This is a genomic window from Halonotius sp. GCM10025705 (genome assembly GCF_042662885.1).
Taxonomy (GTDB): domain Archaea; phylum Halobacteriota; class Halobacteria; order Halobacteriales; family Haloferacaceae; genus Halonotius; species Halonotius aquaticus.
On the sequence record NZ_JBHSZD010000001.1, the window covers coordinates 142,851 to 159,215 of the forward strand.

Sequence of the window (16,365 nt, forward strand, 5' to 3'; positions counted from 1 at the left end):
TCTACTGCTGTCGACACCGACCCTGCCCCAGCGACGACGATGGTGGCTTACTCGCCGGTGTATGCGTCGATCGCAGCCTGATAGCCCTCGCGGTAGGTCGGATACGTGAACTCGTAGCCAAGCTCGCGGAGATACTCGTTCGAACAGCGTTTGCTTGTCAGCACGCGACGACGACCCGCCGCTGAGAGGTCGCGTTCGGCGAGGCGTTCCTCTTTCGTCTGTTTGGGTGGCTCCGGGACGCCACACGCGTCGGCCAACCAGTCGGCGAACTCCCATTTGTCGGCCGGCTCGTTGTCGGTCACGAGCACCACTTCATCGCGGGCGCAGTCTTCGGTCAGCAGGAAGGCGACCGCGCCGGCGGCGTCGACGCGGTGTACCATGTTGAGATAGCCTGCTGTGACCGGCCCTTCCAGATACCGATCCAGCCGGTAGCGATCCGGCCCGTAGAGGCCGGAAAACCGCGCAACGGTTCCGTCGATGCCGTGGGCGGCGGCCGCCTCGCGGGCGATCCGTTCGGCCTCGACGAGCATCTCGGTCTTGTCGGTCGTTGGCTCCAGCGGTGTCTCCTCGTCGACCCAGTCGCCGTCGTGGTCGCCGTAGACGCCTGTACTGGAGGTGTAGACGAGGCGATCCGGTGGCGACTCGCGACCCCCGTAGTTGTCGATCGCGTCGCCCAGCGCGTCGACGTAGATTTCCCGTGCTGCTGCGGCGTCTCTGCCGCCGGATGAGGCGGCGAAGACCACCCAGTCGGCATCCGGGAGCGTGTCGATATCGTCAGAATCGGTAAGATCAGCTTGGTGGGGGTGAAGCCGGCCGCCTCGATGGCCTGCTGGCCGGAGTCAGAGCGACGGACGCCGATGACCTCGTGGCCCGCCGCGGTGAGTTGGCGGCCGAGTTCGAGCCCGATGTAGCCACAGCCGAGAATGACGACCCGTGCCATCTCAGGCCTCCAGCCGCTGTTCGATCACCGACTGGATCGCCGCGAGTTCGGGTAGCGTCATGTCGATACGGCCTTCGATGGCCTGCTGGACTTCCTGGCCGGTGAGATCAGCGTCGAGTTCGGCGGCGACGGCGTCGACATCGAGGACGGCCGTCGTCATCCCCATCAGCAGGTGATCCCGTGTTTCGAGGACGATCGCCTCGGCGTCGGGTGTGTCGTCGTCGAGGGCGGCGAGAGCAGCCGCCGCGGTGAGCGTCAGATCGTCGGTCTCGCCGTCGACGACGGCCTCGATGGTGTCGCCGTCGAGATCGGTGTCGGTGACCGCGGTGTCGACGCCGACCGTCTCGATGACTCGCTGGAGATACTCCTTGTAGGCGGTGTGGAGTCCGTTCGGAGAAAGATCGGCTGTCTCGTCAGCAAGTGTATGAAGCATACCGTCGGTTGCGGTGCCGCCGGCAAAACGCTTGCCGCTCGTGTGGGTCGACGGCTGCGTCTCTACAGCAGGCTCGCGCCGTCGAAGTCGGTGCGGTCGTAGTCGATCTCCATCAGCTCAAGGATCGTCGGCGCGATATCGTAGAGATCGGCGTCCTCGATGGTTGCGTCATCGTCGTCGATGAACAGCGTCGCGTTATCGAAGCTGTGCATCCCGTTGCGCGGGCCGGTATCGAAGACATCGTCGTGGCCCTTGAACCCTGATTTCAGGTCGAAACCGTGGTTCGGAACCGCCACGAGATCGGGGGCGATGTCGTCGTGGTCGCCGCGGAAGGCGTCTTCCTTCTCGACGACGCGCTCACAGACCGGCGTGCCGTCGGGGCCTTCGAGGGCTTCGATCCGGGCTTTGAGATCCTCGCGGACGGCCTCGTACTCGGATTCGGGAACGCTACCGCGGGGCTCTCGGCCTTCGAGGTTGATGTAGAATCGCCCGGGGATCAGCGAGTAGGCTGTCGTGTCGTCGGCGATATCGCCGAGTTCGCTGTGGTCGTCGTCTTCGTAGGACAGCAGGCCCTCCTCTTCGAGCCACGTGTTGCAGTGTACCTCATAATCGAGGCTGGTGAAGCCGTGGTCGGAGGCGACCACGAGCGTGACGTCATCCGGCAGCATTTCCCGGATCTGCCCGAGATAGTCGTCGAGTTGCTCGTAGAACTCGAAGAACGCCTCCTTGTTCTCGCCGTCGCGTTCGTAATCCTTGAACAGGAAGTGGTTGACCCGGTCGGTCGTCATGAAGACGCCGAAGAAGAGATCCCAGTCGTCGGCCGACAGATACTGCTCGAAGGCCTCAAACCGCCGATCCATGGTCTTGTGGGCGTGATCGACGAACTCGCTTTTGTCGTCCTTGTGGCCGAGTTTGGCGTTGACATCGATGATGTAGTCGCCGTCTTCCAGCGTCTGGGTCAACTCCTCGGGGTGGCTGGCCTTCTCAACGCCCGGTGAGAGAAAGCCCGAGACCATCCGCTGGACGTTCCGCTGTGGCGGGAACGTGACGGGGACGTTCATCACGGTTGCCTTCCGGTCGGCGTTGGTGACCCGATCCCACAGCCGGGTCGCCTGAACGTCCCGGCCCATCGGAACGTAGGTCTCATAGGAGCCGTTTTCGCGATCCTGGAAGCCATACACGCCCGTTTCGCCGGGGTTGACGCCGGTCGTGAGCGCGGGCCAACAGGCACTCGATTCCGGCGGGACGATGCTGTCGATCGCGCCACCGGCACCCTCGTCGGCGAGGGCGGTTAGATTCGGAAACCGATCACTGTGCTCCGAAAGAAGACTGTACGGCACGCCGTCGATGCCGATGAACGCAACGCGGGGGCCGTCGTCACCGCGCAGCCGTTCGAACAAACCCATATCGGTTCTACTGGTGAATCACATAAGAAGGTTCAGTTTTCGGCCGATTTGGGCCGCTGTCGGTGACGCCGTGGCGGTGGAGGCAAGTACGCCGAGCCCTGAGTACAATTGTGAAGGCCTACCAGCAGAAACAGCTCCTCGAACGGATCGGCCGCGACGGGGCGACGGTCGGCCACCAGCTCCCGGAGGCGATCGAGATCCAAGGCGAGACGATCGATCTCCGGGCGTTCGTCTTCGAGATCAAACGCCGGGAGACGATCCCGCCGGGCGAGCGCGACCGCGTCGAAACCGCCAAACGAAACCTTCGTCGGGCCCGCATCGAGCGAGTCGAGCAGATCGAAGACGGCGGGATCAGCTACGAGGAGGGTGTCGACCTTGCCGATGAGATCGTCGGGATCGACCGCGCGCTCAATGTCCTCGACCAGTTGGAATCTGTCGACCTCGAAGCCGAAGCCCAGCGACAGGACGCCGCTGACAAGAAACGCTGGACGCAGTTCCTGAAGAAGGCACTCGGCCACGAGGACGACAACAGCCGGAATCGGCGATAGCTCTCTGGTGCCGTCACTACGTGGTGTCTGTTTGCAACCATTGAGCGACTTCTGTTTGGAACTGCTCAAACCAACGGAGATCGTTGTGGAGGGCTTCGTAGACGACATCGTGGTTGACATCGCCGTACCGATGGGCGAGAACGTTCCGGAAGCCGACCGCTTCGGTCAGGCGGTCAGCCGTCTCCGAGGAAATGATTTCGGCAATTTCGAGGGCGTCGATCTCCGCCTTCGCGGTGTCGGCGGTCGGTTCCAATTCGGTCGACCGAACGTGTGCCGCGAGGTCGATACACGCCTGGATCAGGTTCATGAACGTCCGTTCGACGGCGCGCTGGAGCACCATATCGTCGAGATAGTCGGCTTTCGAGGGCCCACGCATCCGCTTGAGATCGTTCGTGTACTCGTTGATCAGTCGGAGTTTGTCGACGACGACTGCCTCGTCGACCATCAGGTATCGCCCCGCGCGAGCCGGTCGATGAACGCCTGCCGCTCGTCGGTTCGCTCGTCGGCTGTTGACTCATACGCGGCGGTGATCTGCTCGCGGTACTTTGCAACCGCATCGTCATCGCCACACAGCACGATCCCGTCACGGAGTGCGGCGTGCTGGACGGCCACCGGCAGCGCGTCGATGTCGCTCACATCGACCGTCCCCTCGGCGTGTGCCTGCAGTGTCGCGTCGATCCGGTTGCGAGCCCGAAAGCGGTCGCGGTCGCTCAGCCCATCCGGGAACCGAACCGCGATGTCGAGATCAGAGTCGTCGGTCGCCTCGCTCCGCGCATGGGAGCCGAACAGGAGGGCAAACTCGACATCGGTTCCATCGAGTGCGACACGGATCGCGTCGAGATCCGCCGTCTCGATGTGTGGTGCCTCTCGGGCCGTCATGTATCGATATTCGGCCGCATGGACAATACGTGTTACGACGCCAGCGGCCGGCCAAGCCGGCTGTTGCATCGTCCGACCGCTCTCTCCCGCTGTCGTTGTGAGCGACGCTCGCCGGGCGCCCGGAGCTAAGTGGCCGGCTCCACAACTCACACGCAATGAGCTCCAACGACGAGGTCGCCCGCCTGCTCGTCGAGTTTGCCGACCGCCTCGAAGCAACGGGCGTCGAGTACAAGCCAAACGCCTACCGCCGGGCCGCCGAGAACATCGCCGACTACCCGGAGCCGATCGACCAACTGGCCGCGACCGGCGAGGATTCCGTCGCCGAGATCGACCGCGTTGGTGACGCGATCGCCTCAAAGGTCGTCGAATACGTCGAGACCGGCGCGATCGAGGAACTCGAAGACCTGCGGGAATCGCTGCCCGTCGAGATGGCTGCCCTCACCAGCGTCGAGGGTGTTGGCCCGAAGACGGTCGGTACCCTCTATGAGGCGCTGGGCATTACAACGCTTGACGAACTGGAAGCCGCTGCCGAGGCCGGCGAGATCCAGGAGGTCACGGGCTTCGGCGCGAAAACCGAGCAGAATATCCTTGAGAACATCCCCTTCGCCCGCCAGAGCCAACAGCGCGAACGACTCGGTGCGGCTCGCCCCGTCGCCGACGACCTCTGTGCGTATCTCGACACGCTCGATGCTGTCGGTCGCGTTGATGTCGCCGGCTCGATCCGCCGGTGGAAGGATACCATCGGGGATGTGGATGTCCTTGTTGCCAGCGACGACAGCGAGGCGGTCGTCGAGGGCTTCACCGACTGGGACGACGCCGACGATGTGATCGAAGCTGGGAGCCACAAGGCCAGCCTCAGAGCCGACGGCGTCCGGGTCGATCTTCGCGTCGTCGTTCCTGACGAGTTTGGCGCGGCCCTCCAGTATTTCACCGGCAGCAAGGAGCACAACGTCCGGCTTCGCAACCGGGCGATCGCACAGGACTACAAGCTCAATGAGTACGGCCTCTTCGATATCTCGGATCTCGATACCGACGTCGACAGCGATGATCCTGCTGGCAGCGACGCCGAGTCCGATCCCGCGGACAGCCAACGCGTCGGCGTCAAACTCGCCGGCGAATCGGAGGCCGCGATGTACGCGGAACTCGGCTTGGCGTGGATCCCACCGGAACTCCGTGAGGATACCGGTGAGATCGACGCCGCCGCCGAAGGCACGCTTCCGACGCTCGTTGAGACAGATGACATCAACGGCGACTGCCATACTCACAGCGAGTGGTCGGACGGCGGCCACTCGATCGAGGAGATGGTGGCGGCCGCGGCCGACCGCGGCGACGACTTCCACTGCGTGACCGATCACGCTACCGGCCCGGGAATCATCGAGGACATCGGACTCGACGACGATGCCCTCCGCGAGCAGATGGCGGCGGTTGCGGCGGTGGCGGCCGACAGCGACATCACCGTCTTTCACGGTGTTGAGACCAACATCGCGGCCGACGGCTCACTGAGCACCGACGACGAGTTGTTGGCCGAGTTGGACATCGTCGTTGCCTCCCCCACAGCGCGTTGGATCAGGACACCGACGCTGCGACCGACCGCCTCTGTGAGGCGGCGACCCATCCATCGGTCGATGTGATCGGCCATCCGACCGGTCGGCTGCTCAACAGCCGCGCCGGCCTCTCGGTCGATATGACACGGCTGGCCGAAACGGCCGCCGACGCCGACACAGCACTCGAAATTAATGCGAACCCGGCCCGCTTGGATCTCGCCGGCGAGGCGGTCAGAGCCGTCGTCGAGGCCGGCGGCACGGTGGCGATCAACACCGACGCGCACAGCCCCGCTGAGTTTGATAATCGCCGGTACGGCGTCAAAACGGCTCGTCGTGGGTGGGCTGAACCGGCTGACGTGCTGAACGCGAAAACGAGTGCGGAGCTACGGGCGTTTCTGCACTAACGGGGTTCCCAAGAGTCACAGGATTCCATGTCGTCCATGAGTTCGTCGTGGTGGGCACAGTAGGGCTTGATGCCGCTGTCGGTGCGGACGTATTTGAACTGCGCACAGCTCCCGCAGTAGCGATCGATCGAGTTCTCGCCTCCCGACTTATCTGATCGCCCGGATGCGGTGGTTGTCGGCCCGCGGCTGGCTTTCGGCGACACCCGGTCGACGCCGCTGTTGGTCGTCGATTTGGGCTGGTCGGGTGTTGATGTCGACGACTGTGTCGCCGATGACGCCGTCTCGGTGGTCGTTGTTGACGGCTCCGTGGTCGTTGTCGACGGCTCGGTCGTGGGCGTCGACGCCGTCGACGTGGTCGATCCGGTCGATCCGGTTGTGGCTCCGTCAGTTCCCGCCGCCGCTGACCCTGTCGCCTGCTGGGTCGTCGTCGGCCCGTCCAGCGGCGAGGCGAGTTGCTCGGTTGTCGCACCGCCGTCGCTGGTGGCGGCCGCCCCGCCGGCCGGTGCCGATCCCGGCGTGTTCGTCTGGGTCGCTACATCGCCATCGGGATCGGTGCCAAAGAGGCCGACGCCGCCGAGGCCGCCGAAGCCATCGCCGTTGTCGTCGTCGCCGCTGTCACCCTGACGGGTGATGTTGCGGATCTCCATCCGTACCGTTCCGCCGGGGTCGTTGCGGGTTTTGAAGTTAGCAACGCCGGTGAACAGACACCAGAACGTCGTCAGCGTGCCGAGAAAGTAGACGCCTGCGGTCGGCAGCGTCAGATTCGGGCCGCTTGTCGCGCAGGTGTTGCCGATCCACTGACAGGGGTAGGCGTAGGCAAACAGCGCGACGCCGAACATGGCGATCGACGCGCCGATGAGGGCGGCTCCCCGCGTTGTTCGGCCGGCCGGCAGAATGGTAAAGATCCCAAGGAAGACCGCCGGGACGCCGACACCGCCGAGGACGCCGGCGAGCCAGCGAGCCTCACCCAGCGAGTAGCCCTGGGCGGTCAACAGCCCCGAGCCAGCGGCGACGATCCCGGCGACGACGAGGATCGCGCCGACACCGAAAAGGCCGACGCCGAGATACAGCCGCCCCCGCCCCCGCTGGTCGGCGACAGTCCCCGAATAGGCGTCCGAAAGCGCGGTCATACCCCCACGTACGCGGGCCCGGTACAAAACAGTACGTCAGACAGTTGGCATTCAGTATACATGCTCGTCGTCTGGGGTTCCGGTGGGCTGAGACGATCGAAACGATTAGGAACACACCGACCGAACGCACGGCTATGTCAGATGACGACGACACCGGCGACGAGGAGGCGACGCCGACGGTACAACTCGGCGACGGCCGTGCCGTCGAGGGCGCGCCGATCGCCCGCGTCGCCGCCCGGCTTGCGTGGCCACAGACGAAAAGCGACATCCTCGAGAAGTTCGGCGACACCGACATCCGGACGCCTGACGGCCCCGAGTCGTTGGCGACGATCCTTGAGTCAGTCGAGGACACCTACTTTGATCGCCGACAGACGTTTGTCGCCGCCGTCCGCGACGTGGTCGGCCGCGAGCCCGTCGCCACCGAGTAACACTCTGTTGTTCGACGCGTCGACCACCTTCCTTTTGCGACCGCGCCCCCAATTGCACCTATGACGTTGCCTATCGACCCCGCAGCCATCGATCCCGCTGAGTACGGTGAACAACAGGCGACCCTGCAGATGGAACACGAGGCAGCCATCGAGTATGTCCGTGAGGTCTGCGCTGACAACGGATTCGGGGTTCCAGTCGAGTTCTCGCCCTCAGAGATGCTCAATGAGAAGGTTGACGCTGACCGCGATCCCTACTACGTGTTGGGTGCGTGCAATCCGGGGATCGCCGACCGCGCGCTGGATGCCACGGATAAACGACTCGGCGCGCTCATGCCGTGTAATATGATCGTCTGGCAGGAGGAGCCGGGCGTCCAGCGCGTCTACCACCTCAGCATCATGAAGATCGCTCGCTTGCTCGGCTTGCCGACTGACGACGAGGCAATGGACGATATCATCGACGACACCGGTGAGATGGTTGAAGCGGTCTTTGCGGAACTCGACGGCGACGAGTGAGGTCGCTATTCGAAGGCATCCAGGCCGGTCTGCCGCCCGGCTGCGAGCGTCGATTTCCGCTGCAGATCGGCGAGGCTCACCGGTAGCTGTTCGGTGATGCCCGCGACCGCATCGTCGAACGTTTCGCTGACGGCGTGGTCGCCGTCGAAGGCGTGGCGGATCGCTTCTCGCACCTGCCAGACGCCGACCGGGCCCCAGTAGTCGTCGGAGACGTGCCGGAGGACGAGCGCTTTCGCCTGCCGGCCGATTGAATCGAGGTATTCGAGGACGGCCAGCCGGGCGGCGTAGTACGCGCCGGCGGTCTCCTCGACGTAGCCGGTGCGGCCCTCCCGGCCCTCGTAGTCGCTGGCGAGCCAGACGCCGGCGGTCGGATCGGGGTTCCAGACGCTGCCGGGCGCTTTGAACTCGACCAGTTCAAACTCCCACTGGCCGGGTGCAAGGATGATCCAGAAACTGTTGCCGAGATACTCGTTGTGCCAGACCGAGACCGTATCGACGCTTGTGGCGTTGCGCTGTTTGCCCCGTAGATACTGGCCGACGGTGTCGTCGACGGCGGTGATCGACCACCGTGTTGGGACGAGCCGACGGTTTGCTTGCTGGCCGAGTGCGCCCGCCGAGAGGATCGTGTTGATCTCGTAGACGTCGAACCCGCGGTTGTAGAGGTAGTTCATCGCGCCCGTCGCCCGCCAGTCGTCGTCTTCGAGCGTCTTTTTCACGGGGCGGGGGACGTGGGGGTTCTCGGTCAGCGTCGCGTCGTTGGCGCGTGCTTGCGGGCCGGTCGGGGCTGATACCTCGTCGACGCTGTTGGCGAGATCGAGTTCGGGCGTGCCGTCGAGGCCGACTTCGATGCCGACCGGTCGATCCGCGAGGGCGACCTCACGTTGGACGCCGAGAAAGCCCTCCCAGGTGTCGTGGACGTTGGTCTCGACGGGTATGGTTTGACTCGCGTTCAACAGCGAGGTGCGGCGTTCGAATACGTCGCCGATGCTGACGCCCTCCTCGTACCACGCCCCGTCGGTGACGAACTGCCCGGCGTCGCTTTCGTTGCCGACCGGTGAGAGCAGTCCGGTCGAGACGTTTGGGTACCCCGAGCGGCCGACGAAGATCGACGGCGAAACGCTGCCGACGGCGTCGCCGCCGCTGATGTCGGCAAACTGGTCGCCAACGCCGTCGAGGCGGTCGAGGATTTCGTAGGACTTCTCGCCGGCGAGGCGGCGACGCTCGGCGCGCTCGTTTTTCTCGATCTCGATGAACTCCGAAAGCCGCATCTATACGATGGTGGGGCGGCAGTCGGCTTCAATATTCGGCTAGGTGTGCGGGGTAGAGTTACAATTGATCCGGTTTGGGAATATGTGTAGAAAGCCCTCGTCGCTCTCGGCTCCCGGGACTCGCTGCGCGCTTCGTCGTTCGCTACGCTCACTCCTGCAGTGCTTACATCGTCCGGGTTCGCCGAGAGCGACTCGCCCTTTCAGTCCGCCGAGGGTTGCGGTTGCTCAGTCGGCTAATGCAGTTGCCTGCTTGTTCATACTGAGTACCGCCGAAAATCAGATCCCGTCGTTCAGGTCGGAATGCCCATCGCCTCGATCTGCTCCTGGTACCGGTTGCGGATCGTGACCTCGGTCACTTGGGCGACATCAGCGACCTCGCGCTGGGTTTTCTTCTCGTTACAGAGCAGCGAGGCGGCGTAGATCGCGGCGGCGGCGAAGCCAGTTGGCGATTTGCCGGAGAGGAGTCCTTGCTCGGCGGTGGTGTCGATGATCTCCTTGGCTTTCGCCTGGACTTCTTCGCTGAGTTCGAGTTGTGAGGAAAAGCGCGGGACGTATTTTTTCGGATCGACGGGTCGCATTTCAAGGCCGAGTTCTTGAGAAATATACCGGTATGTTCGACCGATCTCCTTGCGCTCGACACGGGAGACCTCGGCGATCTCTTCGAGGCTACGCGGGATGCCTTCTTTTCGACACGCGGCATAGAGGACGGCCGTCGAGACGCCCTCGATGGAGCGACCCCGAATGAGGTCTTCGTTGAGCGCGCGGCGATAGATGACTGAGGCAACCTCGCGTACCGACCGGGGCACGCCGATCGCGCTTGCCATGCGGTCGATCTCGCTGAGTGCGAACTGCAGGTTCCGTTCGCCGGCGTCCTTCGTGCGGATGCGCTCCTGCCACTTGCGGAGCCGGTGCATCTGGCTTCGCTTTTCGGAGGACAACGATCGGCCGTAGGCGTCCTTGTTTTGCCAGTCGATGGTTGTCGTCAGCCCCTTGTCGTGCATCGTCTTCGTCGTCGGCGCGCCGACACGGGATTTCTCCTGTCGTTCGGAGTGGTTGAACGCTCGCCACTCCGGGCCGCGATCGATCTGATCTTCTTCGAGAATGAGACCGGTCGGCTCATGGATGAGCTCGTCGTCGGCCGTGCGCTTGACCTCGTCAGGATCGACGTTGTCGAGGTCGATCTCCTCCTCCTCGGCCTCGGTTTCCTGACGTTGGGGCTCCCGGTTGGATCGCTGACGGCTGGACCGTGTCATTACACTTATATGGTTGTCGACTGCTCATTGTTAAGTCTTGTGTATGTGGTGAGATCACATCCCGTAGATATGTTCCCGAAATCCCAAATTTTTCTCTCAAGAGCGAACTATCTTTTAGGCTCCCGATCGACCCCATAGCTATGCCGACGATCACGTGCGATCCCGACGCCGCGGCCGACAAGCTCCGGGCAGCCGGCGTCAGCGTCGAGGCGGGTAACACCGACCACGAACGCTGGCGGGCCGAACGCGGCGCGGCGGTCGCCGTCGCCTACGATGACAAGGTCGTGGTACAGGGCGCTGACCCGGCCGAACTGACGCTGCTGTTGGAGGACGGCGGCGGCCGCGCGCACGTCTACTTTGATGGGGCCTGTCGCGGCAACCCCGGCCCGGCGGCGGTCGGCTGGGTGATCGTCACCGGCGACGGGATCGCCGCCGAGGGCGGCCAGCGGATCGGCGAAACGACGAACAACCAAGCCGAGTACGCGGCGTTGCTTCGAGCCCTTGAGGGAGCCCAGGACTTCGGCGCCAGCGAGGTCGACATCCGCGGCGACAGCCAGCTAATCGTCAAGCAGGTTCGCGGCGAGTGGGACACAAACGATCCAGAGCCGGGAGCAACGTGTCCGCGTCCGCGAACTGCTCACCGACTTCGATCGCTGGTCGATTGCCCACGTCCCCCGCGCCGTCAACGAACGCGCCGACGAACTCGCAAACGAGGCCTTTGATGACTGACGGAGATCCTACAGACGCCGACTCCGATGACGCGACACCACTCCCGGAGGCGGTTGTCGACGCCGCCGAGCGGCTGACACGGTTGGCCCGTCAGGCCACCGACGAGACCGAGGCGAAGGCGTACCGCACCGACCGGGATGAGACGCTTGCGGCTCACGACTACACGGCTCGTATCCGCGAGGACGACGACACGCTTGTCTTGTATCCCGACGAGTGGATAGCTGACGGAACGGTTCAGTTAGACCGCATTGACGACACCAACCGTGCGGTTGAGATTCCCCTTTCGGGGGCTGGCGACGACACGTGGGCGGCTGTCGAGGCTGACAATGCTGCGCTTGTTGCGGCCGTTGGCGACGCCCACGGGCCGATCCACGAGGCTAACGCCCGGGCGTTTGCTGATTTCATGGGGAACCACTACTGTCGTCGCATCGAAACCGCCACCGCTGACGAGCTTGCTGAGTTTTGTGAGGAATACTATCCGCGAAACGTCTGGGCTTCGGCTGACCAGCAGGCGGCGTTAGACGCCTCTCTGGAGTATGTGTTTAGGTTCGCCGACACCGAGTGCCCGGAGTGGTCGGCGAAAACGTAGTGGTGAGTGACTGTTGACGATGACTTACTGATCGATCAGTGTGCGGACGTCGTCAGCGCGCTCGTCATCGGTAACGAACTTCGAGAGCGTCCACTCGAACTGATCGAGGATCGCGTTGTAGCCGGCGTCGGTGAGTTCGTACTCGTTTGTTCGCTTGTCGAGTTCGCTCTTTTCGACGAGGCCGTCCTCGACAAGGTCGTCAAGGTTGGGGTAGAGTCGCCCGTGGTTGACTTCTGTTCCGTAGTAGTTCTCGAGTTCTCGCTTGATCGCAAGGCCGTACCGTGCTTCTTCGGCGAGGATAGCGAGAATGTTCTGCTGAAACGCGGTGAGATCCCGCACTTTGCCCGAACCGTCGCTGATTGATTGTGCCTCTGACATCACATATTGATATGTCATGTATCTATTTAACAGTTTGCAAAATCAACAATTTGCGCCACTCTTCGTGCGACAACTCAGCGGTATAAGTCGGAAATATAGCTGTGTGTTGTTCAAAACAGCACTTTCTGATCGTTTGCAACCGAATCAAGCATTAATGTGTTATTTTGTCACTATAGCACACAAGTATTGATGAGATCGCTCCTCAAAGATTGATGTCCATCATGCATATCATTCCAATGCTGCATGCGATATGCGCATGGGTAATTATTTGATGCTGTGGACGCTATCCACTGATACCATGAGTGCGAGCACCGACTCACTCGGCATCCAGCATCTGACGGTCGTCCCGACAAACTTCGAGGCAGCGACCGCCGAGCAGACACAACCGAGGGGCGATACCGACGACAGCGACGACACCGAGCAGTCGTGATTCCGCTGTCCGTCCGCTGGTGTCGACGATACCCCACAGAGCCAAACGCATTTTATCCCGCCGCTGTTAGCTATTGGTAATGGCCAACTGCGACGAGTGTGGTGCCGACGAGAACATGCCGTATCAGTGCAAGCGGTGTGGCCACACGTTTTGTGCCGACCATCGACTGCCGGAAAACCACGACTGTCCGGGCCTTGACGACTGGAATGATCCTGATGGCGTCTTCGATAGTGGGTTCGACGACTCTGTCGAAACCTCTGGTGGGACATCGACAACACAAGGGGTTCTCAACAAACTGCGGAGCGTCGGTGGCCCGCTTGGCTATTTCCGTGGCAACGCGGCCTACACACTGTTGGGATTGATGTGGATCACCTTCCTCCTCCAACAGCTTGTCGGCGTTTTCGTCGGCCCTCGCGCCTACGTTTCGCTGTTTACGTTGTCGACGACCAACCCTGAATATCTCTGGACGTGGCTTACCTCGATCTTCTCCCACGGCGGGCTCTATCATCTCGCGGCCAACAGCATCGTCCTGTTTTTCTTCGGCCCGCTGGTCGAACGCTACACCGGCTCGAAGAAATTCGTCGCCCTGTTCCTCGCCGCGGGCGCACTCGCCGGGTTGGGTCACGTCGGCATCTCGCTGATCATGGGTGAGACCTCCCGGGTGCTTGGGGCCAGCGGCGCGGTCTTTGCGATTATGGGCGTGCTTACCGTTCTCAAGCCGGATCTCAAGGTGCTGCTGTTCTTTGTGATTCCGCTTCCGCTGTACATTCTGACCTTCGGATTCGCGCTCATCTCGGTGCTCTTCTTCATCAACCCCGGCGCGGCCGGTTCGGCTGGCATGGGCAACGTCGCTCACTTCGCCCACCTCGTCGGCCTTGTAATCGGGCTATGGTACGGCCGCCAACTCAAAGGTGAGGTGCAGGTACCAAACCAACTTCAGTTCGGCGGCGGCCCTGGCGGCCCCGGTGGCCCTGGTCGCGGTCGGTTCTGACCGTGGAGCCAGTCCACCCTGAATTCCTGCCGGACGCGTCGCTGTCGCAGGAGGCGATGGAATCGCTCCAGCGCGAGATCGCTGACACCGCTGTTTTCGAGGATCGTTTCGAGTTTGATCCGACTGCGGTCGATGTATCGTCGGACTCGACCCAGCAATCGCTCGGTGCGGCCGCTGGCGACACTGAAGCCCCCGCCGACGCCCCACTCGTCGCTGGCGTCGATCAGGCATTCCTTGATGACCGGGCGATCAGCGCGGTCGTCGTGTTACAGGCCGGCGAAGTCGTCGAACGAACTCACGCTGTGACCGAGCTATCGATCCCCTACATGCCGGGGCTGCTGGCGTTCCGTGAGGGCGGCCCCATTGTGGCGGCACTCGAAACGCTGGACTGCGAGTCAGATCTGTTGTGTTTCGATGGCAGCGGCCGAATCCACTACCGACAGGCCGGCCTGGCGACCCATCTCGGCGTCGTCTTCGACACGCCGAGTGTCGGCATCGCAAAAAACCTGCTCTGTGGGACGCCCCGCGAGTCAGTCCACGGTCGGCCCGCTGGCTGGCGAACGCCAATCGAGACCGACGATGCGGTCGACTGCGCTGACGGCACGGTCATCGGTTACGCCTACCAGTCCCGGCAGTACGAGTCGGCAAATCGACACATCAATCCGCTCTACGTCAGCCCGGGCCACCGCGTCGCCGCCGAGACGACTGCCGATCTCGTTTCCGCGCTGTGTAACGGCTACAAGCTCCCGGAGCCGACGCGGCTGGCTGACAGCTATGCCGACGAAATCAAATCCAAACTGTCGTGAGTTGGTGGCGGGTGTTAGGCCAGCCGCAATGGCCATCCGGAAGATGCTGCATAATTAACTCCCCCGACGGCAACGTGGGAGTGTGCAACCGAAGACGGTACTCATCACCGGCTGTTCATCCGGGATCGGGCGGGCGACGGCACTGGCCTTCCTCGAGGAGGGCTGGACGGTCTATGCGACCGCCCGCGACCGCTCGGACATCGAGCCGCTGGCCGACGCCGGCTGTGAGACTGCCGAACTCGACGTAACCGAACAGGACGACATCGACCGCGTCGTCAACCGCATCCTCGACGAGCACGGCGTCATCTCCTGTCTCGTCAACAACGCCGGCTACGGCCAGTTCGGCCCGGTCGAGGACGTGCCGATGGCGCAGGTCGAACAGCAATATGAGGTCAATGTCTACGGCCCCCACCGCCTCATCAAGGCTGTCCTGCCGCACATGCGCCGCGAGGAAGACGGCACGATCATCAACATCTCCTCGGTCGCTGGCCGCGTCGCCTTCCCCGGCGGCGGTGTCTACTGCGGCTCGAAGTTCGCGGTCGAGGGCATGTCCGACGCGTTACGCGCCGAGGTCGAACCCTTCGATATCGACGTTGTCGTCATCGAACCCGACCGGTCAAAACGGGGTTCACCGAGCGCGCTGAAGACGAGGTCGACGGCATCGACCGCTCGGGTGCCTACGAGGACTTCTACACGATGTTCGACGACACCCAAGCCATCGGTGGCGACGGCCCCGGATCGGTCGAGCCGGAGCGTGTCGCCGAGGATATCGTTGATGCCGCCAGTTCGACCAAGCCGCCGGCTCGGATTCCGGTCGGGAAGGCCGCATCGGCGGCTGTTCTCGCCCGATTCCTTCCCGATAGTGCGCGTGATGCGGTGTGGTCGTTGCTACAGCGACTGAGTTGAGTGTCGTTTTCCGCTACAGTCCGACATAGGGTGGCAACTGTTCGACAGCCGTATCGACGACGGTTGGTTCCAATTGTCCTTGATAGCCGAACAGTGCCGAATCCTTCACCGTCACGACTGTCCACGGCGAGATGTAGGACGGCTTCGAGAGCGAGCCGTATTCCCAGCCCGTCTCTTTGACGCTGATAGCCTCGGTTCGCTTCGTCGTCGTCATGAGCATAGCGAGATATTCGGTACCATGGAACGGGTGGGCGTCCGTGCTGATGATCACGTAGGGGTGGTCGTCGGGATCATCCGTAACCTCGCTCGCATCGAAGCCGAACGGGTCGTCGACCCAGACGACATCACCGCGTCGGATGCGGTTCGGGAGTTGGCCGCGAGTCATTCCTCTCGTGACTCCCGCTCCGGCGGTAGTTCCGCGTTGTCGACTTCGGCCTCGCGGTCGTAGCCGCCGTACTGGTCGGTGTCGATGGCCTGTTGGCTCACGAGCGCGGCCCGCCGCGTGGCGAGTTCGGCCTCGTTGATCGACCAGTATTTGTCGGCGTGTTCGAGGAGGCCAGTCTCCGCGAGCCGCGAGAGCGTCCCACGGACGCTCCCGGGCGGAATTCCGGTTTCGGCAGCGATCTCCTTTGGCGGGAATGCCTGTTCGGAATGAGTTGCAAGGAACTGGAGGATGGTGTGGGCGTTCGTCCCCTGCTCGTAGACCGCGTGGTCGCTGTCGCGTTCCTTGAGCCGGTCGAACTCGTCTTTCGGGATCGCCATCGTATCAGTCTGTAACGTAGCGTAACGA

General features: G+C 62.9%; 17 protein-coding genes and 4 pseudogenes. 10 read left to right on the forward strand and 11 right to left on the reverse strand.

What is annotated here, in order from left to right:
* Window positions 1–47: 47 nt before the first annotated feature.
* The 3 genes and pseudogenes from ACFQJB_RS00860 to ACFQJB_RS00870 form a co-directional block, all read right to left on the reverse strand.
* Window positions 48–940 (reverse strand): annotated as a pseudogene (locus ACFQJB_RS00860) (SDR family oxidoreductase).
* 1 nt (window position 941) lies between these two features.
* Window positions 942–1,373, reverse strand: a complete 432-nt coding sequence (locus tag ACFQJB_RS00865) for a DUF5791 family protein (RefSeq protein WP_379722862.1) — start codon at window positions 1,371–1,373, stop codon at window positions 942–944.
* A 62-nt stretch (window positions 1,374–1,435) separates the two neighbouring features.
* Window positions 1,436–2,779 (reverse strand): alkaline phosphatase family protein, encoded by a 1,344-nt coding sequence (locus ACFQJB_RS00870; protein WP_379722865.1) that lies wholly within the window; start codon window positions 2,777–2,779, stop codon window positions 1,436–1,438.
* A 110-nt stretch (window positions 2,780–2,889) separates the two neighbouring features.
* On the opposite strand from ACFQJB_RS00870, the gene ACFQJB_RS00875 reads away from it, so the two are divergent.
* Window positions 2,890–3,327 (forward strand): DUF5788 family protein, encoded by a 438-nt coding sequence (locus tag ACFQJB_RS00875; protein WP_379722868.1) that lies wholly within the window; start codon window positions 2,890–2,892, stop codon window positions 3,325–3,327.
* Window positions 3,328–3,343: 16 nt separating this feature from the next.
* On the opposite strand, the gene hepT is transcribed toward ACFQJB_RS00875, so the two are convergent.
* Both hepT and mntA read right to left on the reverse strand, forming a co-directional pair.
* Complete coding sequence (gene hepT, locus ACFQJB_RS00880) at window positions 3,344–3,772, reverse strand: type VII toxin-antitoxin system HepT family RNase toxin (protein ID WP_379722871.1); 429 nt, start codon at window positions 3,770–3,772, stop codon at window positions 3,344–3,346.
* A complete protein-coding gene (gene mntA / locus ACFQJB_RS00885; protein WP_379722874.1) occupies window positions 3,772–4,206 on the reverse strand; it encodes a type VII toxin-antitoxin system MntA family adenylyltransferase antitoxin in 435 nt (144 codons plus the stop codon). Before mntA ends, hepT begins: the two co-directional genes overlap by 1 nt.
* Window positions 4,207–4,361: 155 nt before the next feature.
* Between mntA and ACFQJB_RS00890 the strand changes: the two are divergent.
* A pseudogene (locus ACFQJB_RS00890) lies at window positions 4,362–6,154 on the forward strand (helix-hairpin-helix domain-containing protein).
* On the opposite strand, the gene ACFQJB_RS00895 reads toward ACFQJB_RS00890, so the two are convergent.
* Entirely contained in the window at window positions 6,151–7,284 is a 1,134-nt protein-coding gene (locus ACFQJB_RS00895) for a DUF7139 domain-containing protein (RefSeq protein ID WP_379722877.1), read from the reverse strand. The pseudogene ACFQJB_RS00890 and the gene ACFQJB_RS00895 overlap by 4 nt on opposite strands.
* Window positions 7,285–7,418: 134 nt before the next feature.
* Between ACFQJB_RS00895 and ACFQJB_RS00900 the strand changes: the two genes are divergently transcribed.
* On the forward strand, window positions 7,419–7,712 hold the full coding sequence (locus ACFQJB_RS00900) for a DUF5789 family protein (RefSeq protein ID WP_379722880.1): 294 nt from the start codon (window positions 7,419–7,421) through the stop codon (window positions 7,710–7,712).
* 60 nt (window positions 7,713–7,772) lie between these two features.
* Window positions 7,773–8,225, forward strand: a complete 453-nt coding sequence (locus ACFQJB_RS00905; protein WP_379722883.1) for a DUF302 domain-containing protein — start codon at window positions 7,773–7,775, stop codon at window positions 8,223–8,225.
* Between the two features lie 5 nt (window positions 8,226–8,230).
* Here the strand turns inward: ACFQJB_RS00905 and nreA are convergent, their stop codons facing one another.
* Both nreA and ACFQJB_RS00915 read right to left on the reverse strand, forming a co-directional pair.
* Window positions 8,231–9,493 carry a DNA repair protein NreA gene (gene nreA / locus ACFQJB_RS00910; protein ID WP_379722886.1) on the reverse strand — a complete coding sequence of 421 codons (1,263 nt, stop codon included), beginning with the start codon at window positions 9,491–9,493 and terminating at the stop codon, window positions 8,231–8,233.
* 290 nt (window positions 9,494–9,783) lie between these two features.
* Window positions 9,784–10,746 carry a transcription initiation factor IIB gene (locus ACFQJB_RS00915; protein ID WP_379722889.1) on the reverse strand — a complete coding sequence of 321 codons (963 nt, stop codon included), beginning with the start codon at window positions 10,744–10,746 and terminating at the stop codon, window positions 9,784–9,786.
* Window positions 10,747–10,886: 140 nt separating this feature from the next.
* On the opposite strand from ACFQJB_RS00915, the pseudogene rnhA reads away from it, so the two are divergent.
* Both rnhA and ACFQJB_RS00925 read left to right on the forward strand, forming a co-directional pair.
* Window positions 10,887–11,475: pseudogene (gene rnhA / locus ACFQJB_RS00920) on the forward strand (ribonuclease HI).
* A complete protein-coding gene (locus tag ACFQJB_RS00925) occupies window positions 11,468–12,064 on the forward strand; it encodes a DUF7108 domain-containing protein (protein ID WP_379722892.1) in 597 nt (198 codons plus the stop codon). The pseudogene rnhA and the gene ACFQJB_RS00925 overlap by 8 nt, the downstream one beginning before the upstream one ends.
* Window positions 12,065–12,088: 24 nt before the next feature.
* Here ACFQJB_RS00925 and ACFQJB_RS00930 read toward each other — a convergent pair whose 3' ends face one another.
* The gene (locus ACFQJB_RS00930) at window positions 12,089–12,442 is read right to left on the reverse strand and encodes a PadR family transcriptional regulator (protein ID WP_379722894.1); all 354 of its coding nucleotides are present in this window, start codon (window positions 12,440–12,442) and stop codon (window positions 12,089–12,091) included.
* 298 nt (window positions 12,443–12,740) lie between these two features.
* Between ACFQJB_RS00930 and ACFQJB_RS00935 the strand changes: the two genes are divergently transcribed.
* The 4 genes and pseudogenes from ACFQJB_RS00935 (at window position 12,741) to ACFQJB_RS00950 (ending at window position 15,575) form a co-directional block, all read left to right on the forward strand.
* Window positions 12,741–12,872, forward strand: a complete 132-nt coding sequence (locus ACFQJB_RS00935) for a hypothetical protein (RefSeq protein WP_379722897.1) — start codon at window positions 12,741–12,743, stop codon at window positions 12,870–12,872.
* A 79-nt stretch (window positions 12,873–12,951) separates the two neighbouring features.
* Complete coding sequence (locus ACFQJB_RS00940; protein ID WP_379722900.1) at window positions 12,952–13,863, forward strand: rhomboid family intramembrane serine protease; 912 nt, start codon at window positions 12,952–12,954, stop codon at window positions 13,861–13,863.
* Between the two features lie 2 nt (window positions 13,864–13,865).
* Window positions 13,866–14,669: an endonuclease V gene (locus ACFQJB_RS00945; protein WP_379722903.1), complete on the forward strand. Its 804-nt coding sequence runs from the start codon at window positions 13,866–13,868 to the stop codon at window positions 14,667–14,669.
* Between the two features lie 82 nt (window positions 14,670–14,751).
* Window positions 14,752–15,575: pseudogene (locus tag ACFQJB_RS00950) on the forward strand (SDR family oxidoreductase).
* Window positions 15,576–15,588: 13 nt separating this feature from the next.
* Here the strand turns inward: ACFQJB_RS00950 and ACFQJB_RS00955 are convergent.
* Window positions 15,589–15,960 (reverse strand): type II toxin-antitoxin system PemK/MazF family toxin, encoded by a 372-nt coding sequence (locus ACFQJB_RS00955; RefSeq protein ID WP_379722906.1) that lies wholly within the window; start codon window positions 15,958–15,960, stop codon window positions 15,589–15,591.
* On the reverse strand, window positions 15,957–16,337 hold the full coding sequence (locus tag ACFQJB_RS00960) for a helix-turn-helix domain-containing protein (protein WP_379722909.1): 381 nt from the start codon (window positions 16,335–16,337) through the stop codon (window positions 15,957–15,959). Before ACFQJB_RS00960 ends, ACFQJB_RS00955 begins: the two co-directional genes overlap by 4 nt.
* Window positions 16,338–16,365: the final 28 nt, after the last annotated feature.